At 41.5% G+C, this 14,401-nt stretch carries 7 protein-coding genes; 6 read left to right on the forward strand and 1 reads right to left on the reverse strand.

Translation table 11 applies throughout. The annotated features are described in order from the left end of the window. Positions 1-705: 705 nt before the first annotated feature. Positions 706-4,950, reverse strand: a complete 4,245-nt coding sequence (locus tag OCV72_RS14065) for a 2-hydroxyacyl-CoA dehydratase (protein ID WP_055284457.1) — start codon at positions 4,948-4,950, stop codon at positions 706-708. Between the two features lie 224 nt (positions 4,951-5,174). Between OCV72_RS14065 and OCV72_RS14070 the strand changes: the two genes are divergently transcribed. From OCV72_RS14070 to OCV72_RS14095, 6 genes are all read left to right on the forward strand, one after another. Beyond that, positions 5,175-6,053: a rhomboid family intramembrane serine protease gene (locus tag OCV72_RS14070; protein WP_055284459.1), complete on the forward strand. Its 879-nt coding sequence runs from the start codon at positions 5,175-5,177 to the stop codon at positions 6,051-6,053. Between the two features lie 22 nt (positions 6,054-6,075). Continuing rightward, positions 6,076-7,518, forward strand: a complete 1,443-nt coding sequence (pyk, locus tag OCV72_RS14075) for a pyruvate kinase (RefSeq protein WP_055284462.1) — start codon at positions 6,076-6,078, stop codon at positions 7,516-7,518. Between the two features lie 174 nt (positions 7,519-7,692). Then, positions 7,693-8,406 carry a TrmB family transcriptional regulator gene (locus OCV72_RS14080; protein WP_028086151.1) on the forward strand — a complete coding sequence of 238 codons (714 nt, stop codon included), beginning with the start codon at positions 7,693-7,695 and terminating at the stop codon, positions 8,404-8,406. Then, positions 8,406-9,680 (forward strand): diaminopimelate decarboxylase, encoded by a 1,275-nt coding sequence (locus OCV72_RS14085; protein ID WP_055284464.1) that lies wholly within the window; start codon positions 8,406-8,408, stop codon positions 9,678-9,680. Before OCV72_RS14080 ends, OCV72_RS14085 begins: the two co-directional genes overlap by 1 nt. A gap of 87 nt (positions 9,681-9,767) precedes the next feature. Then, entirely contained in the window at positions 9,768-10,409 is a 642-nt protein-coding gene (locus OCV72_RS14090) for a hypothetical protein (protein WP_055284466.1), read from the forward strand. 308 nt (positions 10,410-10,717) lie between these two features. Next, the gene (locus tag OCV72_RS14095) at positions 10,718-14,293 is read left to right on the forward strand and encodes a VaFE repeat-containing surface-anchored protein (protein ID WP_055284468.1); all 3,576 of its coding nucleotides are present in this window, start codon (positions 10,718-10,720) and stop codon (positions 14,291-14,293) included. The last annotated feature ends 108 nt before the right edge of the window (positions 14,294-14,401 follow it).

Consider the following 14,401-nt stretch of genomic DNA (forward strand, 5'->3'; position numbering starts at 1 on the left):
ACGTCAACTATTGAAAGCGCCGTATACCGAACGGTACGTACGGTGCTGTGAGAGGACGGCGGTTAGTCACCGCCTCCTACTCGATTTAGGATTTAATTTATTAACTGGGGAAGCGGCCTCTCAGTCCTTGAAGGAAACAATAGATAAGGCTTCTTGTTCAGGTTCCATACCATAAGAAACACTAAGAGAGCCAGAATCACCTAAAAGCAAAGGAACTACGCTCAAACTCGGCGTTCGCCTCAAACACGTTCGCTTCGTTCCTTTAACGGTGCTTCTGACTCTCTAACTGTTTCTAACGGCATTCCACATTCACAATAATCCTTATCTATTGTTTCCTTCAACTCGTGACTGGCAGCGGATGTTAATAAATGAAATGCCCGGAAGTGTAACCCAGCGGAAGCCACTACGGTTACGCATTTGCCATTTTATTCGTAAGGCATTTGATACCCACGGAATAAAAAGTAGGAAGCCGTTCCAGTGAATGTGAAGAAGGTGTTGGAAATAGTTAAGCGTCAAAATTATGCGTTGGGTTTTCGAAATTTGCCTGTTTGAGCCGAATGGCGAGTTGCAAATTTCGGAAGCCCGTTTTTAGCATAATTTTGACGCTTTAGTATTTCCCACCGACGGAACCTGAACAGGAACAGCTTCCTACTTTTTATGCAGGTCCGGGTAATCATGCCTTCCTGAATTAAATCCCAAGCAAAATTATTTGTTTAAGTTTTTATTCGCCGTAGAAAGCATCAGTTTCAACCGGTTCAACTGGTTGACTTCGCTTGCACCTGGGTCGAAATCAATTGCTACGATATTAGACTCCGGATAGCGTCTGCGAAGTTCTTTGATAACTCCCTTACCTACGACATGGTTCGGCAGGCAGGCGAATGGCTGTGTACATACGATATTTGGCGCACCACTGTGGATCAGCTCTAACATTTCTCCTGTAAGGAACCATCCTTCACCAGTCTGGTTACCAAGAGATACGATGTCCGAAGCCATCTTTCCAAGATCCTGGATCTTAGCTGGCGGCGTAAAGTGCTTGCTTGCTGCAAATGCTTCAGTTGCCGGAGCACGGAACCATTCCAGAACTTTGATACCAAGATTAGCTGTTGTGGCTTTTTTCTTTTCGAATCCAAGTTTTTCAACCTTGAAGTTCTGGTTGTAGAAGCAGTAGAGCAGGAAGTCCAGGAGATCCGGGACAACAGCTTCAGCTCCTTCACTTTCCAGGAGGTCTACCAGGTAGTTATTGGCAGCCGGAAGGAATTTGACGAGAATTTCGCCGACAACGCCGACACGAGGTTTCTTAATGTCCAGTAATTCAATGTTGTTGTCAAAATCTCCAATGATCTCACGGCAGAGACGTTTGAATTTACGCCTGCTCGGGTAGCCGTTAGACAAGAAGTCCTGGCATACTTTCACCCATTTTCTGTGCATTGCATTGACAGATCCGGTAACTGCTTCATATGGACGCAGACGGTATACACATTTCATAAAAATGTCACCGAATATAGCACCATAGATGCCTCGTAAGATCAGCTTCGGAGTCAGCTTGAATCCCGGATTGTCTTCCAGACCGCTTAAGTTGATGGAGATAACCGGAATATTTCCGTATCCGGCCTTCTTAAGAGCACGGCGGATGAATCCGATGTAGTTGGAAGCACGGCATCCACCGCCGGTCTGACTGATGATCACAGCGATTTTATCTGTATCATATTTACCGGAAAGAATCGCTTCCATGATCTGACCGACTACCATCAGAGATGGATAGCAGGCATCATTGTTTACATATTTCAGGCCTACGTCTACAGCCTGTTTGTTGTCATTAGGCAATACCTGAAGGTTATATCCGGATGCGTTGAATGCAGGCTCCAGAAGCTCGAAATGGATGGGAGACATCTGTGGGCAGAGAATTGTATAATTCTTACGCATTTCTTTGGTGAATACGACCTTTTTTATTGCAGAAGAATGAATGGTACGTTTTTCCCCACGTTTCTCTCTGACACGGATTGCGGCAAGCAGTGATCTGACACGGATTCTTGCGGCGCCTAAGTTATTAACCTCATCGATTTTTAAAGAGGTGTAGATCTTGTCAGAGCCATTCAGTATTGATGCCACCTGATCAGTCGTAACAGCATCCAGACCACATCCGAAAGAATTTAACTGGATCAGATCCAGGTTGTCTACCGTCTTTACGTAGTTTGCTGCAGCATACAGACGGGAATGATACATCCACTGATCCATAACATTGAGCGGATGCTCGGCAGGATTTAAGTGGGAGATGGAATCTTCCGTCAGAACTGCAATATTATAAGAATTGATCAGTTCGGGAATACCATGGTTTACTTCCGGATCAATATGATATGGACGTCCTGCAAGAACGATACCACGGTTTCCGGTTTCGTTTAAGAACCTGATCGTCTCTTCGCCTTTTTTTTGCATATCTTTTCTGCATGCAGCGAGTTCTTCCCAGGCAGTATGCGTTGCTTTTTTGATCTCGTCAGCCGGGATATGGAACTTTCCGGATAATTCATCAACCAGCCGGTAAGAGATGGTGTCTTCGCTGGCAAAAGAAATAAATGGATGAAGAAAATCTACTTCTCCGTGAACAATTGCATCAATGTTGTTTTTGATATTTTCCGGGTAGGAAGTTACAATCGGACAGTTGTAATGGTTATTGGCTTCCGCAAATTCATTCCTCTCATATGGAATGCTGGGATAAAAGATGGTGTGGATACCGTTGTTGATCAGCCATTGTACATGTCCGTGTGCCAGCTTTGCCGGATAACATTCGGATTCACTTGGGATGGAATCAATTCCCAGTTCGTATACCTTGCGGTTTGACACAGGAGAAAGAACAACCCGAAATCCCAGTTCATTAAAGAATGTGAACCAGAACGGATAATTCTCGTACATGTTCAGTACACGAGGAATACCAATGATTCCGCGAGGAGCATTTTCCTCTGCCAATGGTTCATAATCAAAATAGCGTTTTAATTTATATTCAAATAAGTTCGGAAGCTTGTTGGTTGTTTTCTGTTTCCCGAGACCACGTTCACAACGGTTACCTGTGATGAACTTACGTCCGCCGCTGAAATGATTGATCGTCAGGCGGCAGTTATTCGTACATCCCTTGCATTTTGTCATAGTAGTAGAATATTCCATGGCTTCAATATCTTCGATGGAAAGCATGGTTGTACCTTCGCAGTCAACGTAACGCTCACGTGCGATCAGTGCAGCACCGAATGCGCCCATGATACCGGCAATATCCGGACGAATGGCTTCGCAGTTGGCGATCTTTTCAAAGCTCCGCAGTACAGCGTTGTTGTAGAATGTTCCTCCCTGAACAACGATGTGTTTACCGAGTTCAGATGCATCGGACACCTTGATAACTTTAAATAATGCGTTCTTGATTACGGAGTAAGCAAGACCGGCTGAAATATCTGCAACCTCCGCACCCTCTTTCTGAGCCTGTTTTACTTTTGAATTCATGAAAACAGTACAGCGGGTACCAAGGTCAATCGGGTTTTTGGCAAATAATGCTTCATGAGCAAAATCTTCTACCGTATAATTTAGAGATTTTGCAAATGTTTCAATAAAAGAACCGCATCCGGATGAACATGCTTCATTCAATTGTACGCTGTCAACCGTCTGATTCTTGATCTTGATACATTTCATATCCTGGCCTCCGATATCCAGGATACAGTCTACATCCGGTTCAAAGAAGGATGCGGCATAGTAATGAGAAACTGTCTCTACCTCTCCTTCGTCTAACAGGAGGGCAGCTTTGATCAGTGCCTCACCATAGCCGGTAGAGCAGGAGTGAACAATCTCCACGCCTTCCGGCAGTTTACTGTAAATGTCTTTGATGGCAGAGATCGTTGTACCAAGAGGATCTCCTTCATTATTATGATAGAAAGAATATAATAAAGTACCGTCTTCGCCTACCAGGGCAGCTTTGGTTGTGGTGGAACCTGCATCAATACCAAGGAATGCTTTTCCCTGATAAGTGGCAAGATCCTTCACAGGTACCTGATGTTTTGCATGACGGTTTTCGAATTCTTTAAAATCTGCTTCCGTTGCAAACAGCGGCTCCATACGATCCACTTCGAATTCCATTTTGATCTTTCCTTCCAGACGGTGCTGCATATCAATGAGAGGCACGTCCAGATCTTTCTTTGAATTCAGAGCAGAACCGGCTGCTGCAAACAGATGGGAATGTGTCGGGGCGATGATGTGTTCATCGTCCAGCTTCAGTGTGCGGATGAAAGCTTCGCGCAGTTCAGAGAGGAAATGAAGAGGTCCTCCTAAGAATGCAACATGTCCGCGGATTGGTTTACCACAGGCCAGTCCGCTGATAGTCTGGTTGACAACTGCCTGGAATATAGAAGCAGCAAGGTCTTCTTTGGCAGCACCATCATTGATCAGAGGCTGGATATCCGTCTTGGCAAATACACCACATCGTGCAGCAATGGTATAGAGAGCTTTATAATTTTTTGCATATTCGTTCAGTCCGGAGGCGTCAGTCTGTAAAAGAGATGCCATCTGATCGATGAAGGATCCTGTACCACCGGCACAGACGCCGTTCATACGCTGCTCTACATTACCACCTTCAAAGTAGATAATCTTGGCATCTTCCCCGCCGAGTTCGATAGCAACGTCTGTCTGAGGTGCATAGTCCTGGAGAGCAGTAGATACAGCGATCACTTCCTGTACAAACGGTACACCAAGATGTTTCGCAAGAGTCAGTCCGCCGGAACCGGTAATGACCGGTGATGCATGGACAGGACCTAATTTATGTACCGCTCTTCCTAACAGATCGGAAAGAGTTTCCTGGATGTTCGCGAAATGCCTCTCATAATCAGAAAATACCACTTCATTATTCTCATCTAATATGGCAATCTTTACGGTTGTAGAACCGATGTCGATACCAAGTGCGTATAATTCTTTTTGATTCATATTATGTAACTCCTTATCATGTTGATCTATATGTCTTTCTTCTTATTAAATGCATTTTGCTTAATTGCAACCTGTAACATTATACGACAAAAGTTCTCAAAAGACAATTAACAAATGTTGAAGATATGTTAAAAAGAGATGAACTTTACTTGGCACAATTGACAAATATCAGTTGGGAAGGTAGAATATCTACAGTGTGAGAATAAACGTAAAGGAGCAGTTATATGAACAATTGGTTAGATAAACTTGAACGGAAATTTAGCAGATATGCTATTCCAAATTTGATCACATATATTATAATATTATATGCAGCCGGATTTGCGCTGGAGTTGATTAACCCGACGTTCTATAGCCAGTTCTTAAGTCTGGATGCCAGCAAGATTCTCCAGGGGCAGATATGGAGAATTGTTACATTTATTATCCAGCCTCCGTCTGACAGTCTGATCTTTATTGCATTTGCACTGTATCTCTATTATATGATAGGGAAGCAGTTAGAGGCAGCGTGGGGGGCGTTTCGTTTTAATCTGTATTTCTTTTCGGGAATGCTCTTTATTGTACTGGGAGCCATACTGGCATATTTACTGACAGGCACTGTGTTACCAATGGATACATGGTATCTGAATTTATCGTTATTCTTTGCATTTGCAGCACTGTATCCGGATATCCAGCTGTTATTATTTTTCGTTATTCCGATTAAGATCAAATGGCTGGCTATACTTGATGGCTTGTATTTTATCTATGCGATTGTGCAGGCTTTTCTTCCGGCCTACGGCGGAGGTGTTTTCGGTATATATTATAATTATAAGGCGAATGCGCTTGCAGCATTTATCTCAATACTGAACTTTATCATTTTTTTCCTGAGTTCACGTAATATGAAGCCTTACACACCAGGTCAGATGAAAAGAAAGAATGATTTCAAACGCAAGATGAGACATGCGGAAAGACCGGTAAACAGCTATGCAAATGGGGCAAAACACAGATGCGCAGTCTGCGGAAGAACAGAACTGGATGATCCGAATCTGGAATTCCGGTATTGTTCAAAATGTAATGGCAATTATGAATATTGCCAGGATCATTTGTTCACACATACACATGTTAAATAATCAAGAGAGGAATAGGAGAAATATGAAAAAAACAAAAATTATCTGTACAATGGGACCAAATACAAATGATGAAACCATGATGAGAAAGTTAGTTCAGAATGGAATGGACATTGCAAGATTTAACTTTTCACACGGTGATCACGAAGAACAGAAGGGCCGTATGGATATGTTAAAGAAGATTCGTGAAGAAGAGAACAAACCGATCGCAATTCTTCTGGATACAAAAGGACCTGAGATTCGTACAGGTGTATTAAAAGATGGAAAGAAAGTACAGCTTGAAGCAGGAGAGACATTTACCCTGACAACAGACGAGATTGTCGGAGATAACAAGATTGTTTCTATTACATACAAAGGTCTGGTAGAAGATGTCAAAGCCGGAAGTACGATCCTGATCGATGATGGTCTGATTGAACTGAAAGTAAAAGATAAAAAGGGAAATAACATCAATTGTGAAATTGTCAATGGCGGCGAGCTCGGAGAAAAGAAAGGTGTTAATGTACCAAACGTTGCGATCCGTCTTCCAGCTATCACAGATAAAGACCGTGATGACCTGAAATTCGGTGTGGAGCAGGGTGTAGATTTTATTGCAGCTTCATTTGTCAGAAATGCAGAATGTATTCTGGAGATCAAATCATTCTTAAGAGAATGTAAGGCTCCGTATATCCCTGTAATTGCAAAAATCGAGAACTTTGAAGCAATCAAGAATATTGATGAGATTATCCGTTGCGCAGACGGAATCATGGTAGCCAGAGGAGATCTTGGTGTTGAAATTCCGGCAGAGGAAGTTCCATACCTTCAGAAGACAATTATCCAGAAATGTAACGATAACTTTAAACCGGTTATCACAGCTACACAGATGCTTGATTCTATGATGCGTAATCCACGTCCTACAAGAGCAGAGGTTACAGATGTTGCCAATGCGGTATATGACGGAACAGATGCAGTCATGCTTTCCGGAGAGACAGCTCAGGGTAAATATCCGTTAGAAGCTTTACAGATGATGGTTCATATTGTTGAAAATACAGAGGAGCATCTGGATTATGATATGATCCTTAGAAAAGCAGGAGAACACAGACTTAAGAGTGCATCCAGCGCACTTGCAAATGCAACAGTAACAACGGCTAATAATCTTCGTGCTAAATGTATCGTAACACCAACTGTATCAGGTGCTACGGCAAGAGTTGTATCTAAGTTCAAACCTAAGACAGGTATTATCGGTATCAGCCCGGATGAGGCAACACTGAGAAGAATGCAGATTAACTGGGGAGTTATGCCGCTGAAATCAGTTGCTGTATATACAACAGAAGATATCTGTGATACGGCAATCGATCTGATCTGTGCAAAGAAGCTTGCAGAAGCAGGAGACATGGTTGTATTAACGCTTGGAATTCCATCTACAAATGTATCTGAGAACAGAACAGTAAGTAACATGATGAGAATTGCGATGGTAGATGACAGAAAATAAAAATAGTAAATAAGCAGGACTGCTTATAAAGAACCAGAAAGCCCAGGCTGAATCAGCCTGGGCTTTCTGGTTCTTTGCATGTTTTTGAGAAAGTTTCTCCTTGACATACAGCGAAAATTCACTTATAGTGTTCCTGTAGAGAACTACTAAAGAACCAAAAGGTGGATGACGAAGATGGAACAGACATCATTTACAGAGCGCCTGATGGAATTCGGACTCACAAGACAAGAAGCAAGCATTTATCAGTGCTTGCTGACAGAGGGAAAGGTAACTGGATACGAAGTTGCTAAACAGACCGGAATATCCAGATCCAATGCATATAATTCTCTGGCTAGTATGACAGAGAAAGGTGCGGCTTACCTTGTAGAAGAGGCCAGTACCAGAAAATATGTGCCTGTCCCGCTTAACGAATTCTGTAAGAATCGTATCCGTAAGCTGGAGGAATCCGGAAAATGGCTGCAGGAACATATGCCGACGGAGAAAGCGTATGTAGAAGGATACATTACAATTGAAGGCGCAGAGAATATACTGAATAAGATAAAGAATCTGTTATCTCAGGTTGATCAGAGAGTCTATATCAGTTGTACAAGAAATTATCTGTTGCTTCTGATCAGGGAGCTTGATACATTGATGGAAGAAAGAAAAAAAGTGGTGATCATCACCGATCAACCGGCGACCTTTCACAATGCAAAAGTATATTTTGGAGAAAACAGAGGAATGCAGATAGGAATCATTGCCGATTCGAAATATGTACTGACAGGTGAATACGGAGAGGGGAGTATGAATACATGTCTCTATTCCGGACAGAAAAACTTTGTGGAATTGTACAAAACAGCACTTGCGAATGAGATAAAGTTATTATCTATACGAGAGGAGAACAAGGATTGATGAAAAAAGAACCATTTGTAACAAAAGCACAGTTAGACGAGATTATTAAAACTTATCCGACACCGTTTCATTTATATGACGAAAAAGGAATCCGTGAGAATATGAAAGCTTTAAAAGAAGCATTTTCGTGGAATAAAGGATACAGAGAGTACTTTGCGGTAAAGGCAACGCCAAATCCGTTTCTGATCAATATTTTAAGAGAGTATGGATGTGGATGTGACTGTTCTTCCTATACAGAGCTGATGCTTTCTGATGCGATCGGGGCAACAGGAGAGGACATCATGTTTTCTTCGAATGATACTCCGGCAGAAGAATTTGTACTGGCAGACAAGCTGAATGCAATCATCAATCTGGATGATATCACACACATTGATTTTCTTGAAGAAGCAATCGGACATATTCCGGAGACGATCAGCTGCCGCTACAATCCGGGTGGAATGTTCAAGATCAGTAATGACATCATGGATAATCCGGGAGATGCGAAATATGGAATGACTACAGAACAGTTATTTGATGCATTTAAGATTTTAAAGGAAAAAGGTGCCAAAGAATTCGGTATTCATGCATTCCTTGCAAGTAACACAGTAACCAATGAGTATTATCCGATGCTTGCGAAAGTTCTGTTCGAAGTTGCAGTAAAGCTTCAGAAAGAAACAGGTGTACATATCAAATTCATTAACCTGTCCGGTGGTGTAGGTATCCCTTATAAACCAGATCAGGAGCCAAATGATATCCGTGCGATTGGTGACGGTGTGCGCCGCGTATATGAAGAAGTACTGGTACCTGCCGGTATGGGTGATGTGGCAATCTATACAGAGATGGGACGTTTTATGATGGGACCTTACGGATGCCTGGTTACAACGGCAATTCATGAAAAGCATACACACAAAGAATATATTGGTGTAGATGCATGTGCAGTTAACCTGATGCGTCCTGCTATGTACGGAGCTTATCATCACATTACTGTAATGGGTAAAGAAAATGCACCTTGCGATCACAAATATGATATAACAGGATCGTTGTGTGAAAACAATGATAAATTTGCAATCGACCGTATGCTTCCGAAGATTGATATGGGTGATGTGCTGGTAATTCATGATACGGGAGCACATGGCTTCTCTATGGGATATAATTACAATGGAAAATTAAAATCTGCCGAAGTGCTTCTGAAAGAAGACGGGACTATACAACTGATCAGAAGAGCAGAAACACCGGCTGATTATTTCGCAACATTCGACTGCTTTGATATCGGGAAAAAACTGATTGAAAAATAGTTGTGGAAAAAATCGGGTTTAGATATAATGATAGTGTCCTTTCAATTAAGAAACGGGCACTATCATTTTTTATGAGGAGGCAATAAAATGAAAAAACATGGTGTACTGGCGCTGGTGCTGGCCGGAGTGATGTTACTGTTATGCGGATGTGGAGGTATGACAACGGACGATGCAAAGGATTATGTACAGTCTGCTTTGGATTGTGGATACAAAGCAGAAGTTAAGAAGTATGCCGAGATAACGGAGACGACAGAAAAAGAAGCCAAAAAAGAATACGAGACAAATCTTGATACGATTATGAAAGAAGCCGGCTTTGATGACACCGGTGTATCAGATGAATTAAAAGCGGACTATCGTTCGATGTTTGAAAAAATGTTAAAGAGTGCAAATTATAAAGTGAAAGAAGCAAAAGAAACAGAAGATGATGAATTTACTGTAACTGTTGAAGTATGTCCGTTTACGGCATTTTCTACTGTATCAGATGAGCTTGATCAATGGGTGACAGACACATATTCGAATGTAGAATCAATCCCGTCAGATGAAGAACTTAATGAGGCAATCATGCGGAAGATGTATGAAATTATGAGTGCAAAACTTGCAGACCCGACGTATGGCGATAAGATGGAAAAAGAAGTTCACGTAAAGGTGAATAAAGACGGAGCATATTATATTCCGAATGATGATCTCATGGCAGTAGATGATGCACTGTTTCCGCAGAATCAGCTTTAGGTTCCGGTTAATAAAATATGAATTAAAAACTATGTAAAACACAGATTTTGGGGATTGACATCCCTGGAATCTGTGTTGTATTATATACAAAAATAATTGAATAACATTCTGTTGTTCGGTCTTATTTAATTTCAGATAAATGATCAAAAGGCAGGTCATGCTTCTCATATGACGTTGCCAGATAACCCATTTATAATCTATCCAAGTGAATATGGAATAATCTGACAGATTTTACGTTGTGTTTGACATGGAAAGGAGGTATTTACAACGGTCGGATTAATATAAATAACAAGAAAGAGAGGAATTGTATGACGAAGATTCAAAAAAGTAAGAAAACGATAGCTTCGTTACTGGCAGGGATATTGCTATGTCAGGTCTCTGCGTTTGGCGTGTCACAGACCAGTGTGAATGCGGAAAATCCGGCAAGGAAGATGAGTTTTGAAGTTGTAGGAGAAGGTTCCGTAACAGTAACAGATGTAGAGGATTGTATAAGAACGGTCCAATCAGGCAGTGAAATAACAGTGCCTGATGGAATGTGTATACGTGTACAATCGGATGCAGAAGAAGACACCAGGATCAGCATGAAGATACTTGATGAAGAAGGCAGATACGAGCTGGAAGACACTTCGGTGACAGAGGGGAAGAGTTACTGGCGTGATATTACAGCTATGGGTATGAACAAGAAAGTAGTCATAACATTCGGGAATGGAGCAGAAAGAAGCAGTGTATATTCAAGAAGAATGGTACAGGCGCGGGGAAATCAGCAAAAGCCGGAAGTAGGGGATGTATTTACCGGAAATTGTGTGGTCACGGCTGTGAACGGTGGAAATGGTCATACGGTACACGGGGTAACCATGGGTGGATTTACCGGAATCCTTGCCGGCGTTACTGCAAACGGAGGGTGTGCGGATCATACGGCTGCTGCGCCATATACAGGGCAGGAATGCACCTATAAATACACCATCACTGCAGTGAATAAAGCAACGGGAGAAGTTACAGGAAACTTATACTGTACGAGTGTGACTGGGGCAACGGATGGCGTGACAAAAGACAGCAGCGGCAGGCTGATCGGGTATCAGAGAGTCAGCGGAACTGCCGTCATACACCGCAGTTACAACGGGTATGCAAAGTTAAAAAAAGGAAAGACACTGACAACGCTTACAGATGGTAATGCAGAATATTCTTTGGAAGGTGCAGCCTACGGAGTCTATTCAGATCGTGGCGCAACGAAAGAAAACGCTGTATTTACAACGGACAAAAACGGAGAGTCTAATACGCTGGAATTAGAAGAAGGTATGTATTATGTAAAAGAAAAGAAAGCACCAAAAGGATATAAACTGGATGAGAGGATATATCCGGTAACAGTTACATCCGGACAGACAGCAGAAGTAAATGTGAAGGATGTACCGGTGTATTCAGATATAGAATTGCTCCTGGATAAAATCGATCAGGAGAGCAAAGAGGGAAAAGCACTTGGCGGTGGAAGCCTGGAAGGTGCAGAGTTTACAGTACGCTTTTATGCAGGCAGATATACGCAGGAATCTTTGCCTGAAAAACCTTCGAAAGTATGGGTGTTACGTACCAAAAAGGAGAATGACGTCTGCAGAAGTAAACTGGGAAAAGAGTATCAGATATCCGGTGATGATTTTTATTATGCAGAAAATGGAGATAAGCCGGTGCTTCCGCTTGGAACAGTCAGCATTGAAGAAACCAAAGCGCCAAAAGGATATATGCTGGAAAAGGCTTATATAGAAGGAGATAACGGAAAACTTGCAGAAAATTATTACCTGACACAGATCGTTCAGAATGGAAATCAGACCAATATACAGGGTGGAAACAACTATAAAATAGCAGACCGTATATGTAGAGGGGATATTGAATTTCAGAAAAAAGATGAAGAAACACAGATGGCAATGGCAGGAATTCCGTTTCAGATCACATCGGTAACGACGGGTGAATGTCACCGGATCATGACAGACGAAAATGGATATTTTTCATCGGCATCTGATTATACGAAACACAGCAAAGATACCAATAGCGGACAATCTGAAAGTGGTGTGTGGTTTGGAACGAACAGTAACGGAGAAAGTGTAGAGGTAAATGATGCATATGGTGCATTTCCTTATGATACCTATCGGTTGGAAGAACTTCGCTGTGAAGAAAATGTAGATAAAGTTCTGTATAAAGGAACATTCCGTATTTCCAGGGACCGGTATGTTGTTGATCTTGGGACAATACTTAATCCAGATCTTACAATTGCAACATCAGCAAAAGATGAAGCAACCGGAACACATTATTCAAATGCAGATGAAAAAGTAACGATCATAGATACCGTCACTTATACAGGTTTGAAAAAAGGGCAGGAATATGTCATGAAGGGTACATTGATGGACAGGAAAACAGGGGAAATGATTCTGGATGGCGAAAACAGAAATATTACTGCTTCTAAGAGATTTAAGCCGAAGACAGCCGAAGGCAGCGTGGAAGTAAAATTTGACTTTGATGCAAAGTCTCTGGCCGGAAAAAGTATTACAATATTTGAAGAATGCATGTTGGATAATACAGTGATCGCAGTGCATAAGGATCTGGAAGATGAAGATCAGATGATTCATTTTCCCAAATTAAAAACTTCTGTAAAAGACGAAGTAACAGATATGAAGATGGTAAAAGCTGAGAAAGATATGCGGATTATAGATACGGTAGAATATCATAATCTGAAAAAAGGGAAAAAATACAAGATTACCGGAATGTTAATGGATAAGGAAACAGGAAAAGCAGCAAGAAGTGCGTCTGGCAGAAAGATAACAGAAAGTGTAGAATTTGTTGCAGAAGGAAAAGACGGAACAGCGGAAGTAGAATTTGTGTTTGATGGAAGTAATCTTGCAGGAAAGACATTGGTCGCATTTGAAAAATTATATTATGGTGAAAAATTATATGCAGTACATACAGATCTGGAAGATGAAGCTCAGACAATCCATGTGCCGTCAGCAGGAACAACGGCTTCTGACAAAAATACAGGGACACATCATGCATATGCCGGTGAATATGTAGAACTTACAGATACGATAGAATACAGGAATCTACTGCCTGGTGAAACCTACACATTACATGGAACGGTAGTCGAGAAGGAGACAGAACAGCGGTTGAGTGAAGAAAAACAGCAGGAATTTATTCCGGAAAAGGCAGATGGCAGTATTGAAATTGCATTTGAAATCAACGGAACTGATCTGTCTGGAAAAACGGCAGTCATATATGAAGAGATTAAAATAGACGGAAAAAGCATCGCAGAACATAAAGATCCGGAGGCAAAAGAACAAAGTATTTATTTCCCGAAGATTGGTACAAAAGCTATGGATAAAAAGTCAAAGACGCAGGAAGGAGATGCAAGAGAAAAGCAGACAATCATAGATCAGGTGTCTTATGAAAATCTGCTGCCTGGCGAAACTTACATATTAAAAGGCGTTTTGATGGATAAAGTGGACGGGAAAGAAATGACAGATAAAAACAACAGAAAAATCACAGGCAGAACAACATTTACGCCGGAAAAATCAGCAGGAACAGTCGAAATGACATTCGAACTTGATGCACGTGAATTGGGCGGGAAAGCGGTTGTGGTATTTGAGAATCTGTATGATGAGGAAGATCATCTGATTGCAGATGAAGCGAATATAGATAATGCGGATCAGACAATTATATATAAGAATAATGAAAAATCTGCAGTATCGCCGAAAATCAACACAGACAATCCGAAACCATCTTCATCCATCCGTAAATCACCGAAGACAGGAGTGGAAAATCATACATTTTTATGGATGTTGACGCTTGGATCTCTGGGAACAGCGGTTGCGGCCGGAATTGCAATTTATAGAAAAAAACGGGATTGATGAAAGTTAAGCACTAGCGGAAGAAATAGAATCTTCTGTTAGTGCTTTTTGTATAAAAAAAGAAACATTTACTTCTTACGAAACCATAGTAATAAAAATGGTAAAAAT

This window comes from Dorea amylophila, from assembly GCF_025567265.1.
Lineage (GTDB): Bacteria > Bacillota > Clostridia > Lachnospirales > Lachnospiraceae > Dorea_A > Dorea_A amylophila.

Coding starts and splice junctions, on each gene's coding strand:
- OCV72_RS14090 (WP_055284466.1), top strand. CDS start 9,768: ATGAAAAAACATGGTGTACTGGCGCTGGTGCTGGCCGGAGTGATGTTA.
- OCV72_RS14070 (WP_055284459.1), top strand. CDS start 5,175: ATGAACAATTGGTTAGATAAACTTGAACGGAAATTTAGCAGATATGCT.
- pyk (WP_055284462.1), top strand. CDS start 6,076: ATGAAAAAAACAAAAATTATCTGTACAATGGGACCAAATACAAATGAT.
- OCV72_RS14095 (WP_055284468.1), top strand. CDS start 10,718: ATGACGAAGATTCAAAAAAGTAAGAAAACGATAGCTTCGTTACTGGCA.
- OCV72_RS14065 (WP_055284457.1), bottom strand. CDS start 4,950: ATGAATCAAAAAGAATTATACGCACTTGGTATCGACATCGGTTCTACA.
- OCV72_RS14085 (WP_055284464.1), top strand. CDS start 8,406: ATGAAAAAAGAACCATTTGTAACAAAAGCACAGTTAGACGAGATTATT.
- OCV72_RS14080 (WP_028086151.1), top strand. CDS start 7,693: ATGGAACAGACATCATTTACAGAGCGCCTGATGGAATTCGGACTCACA.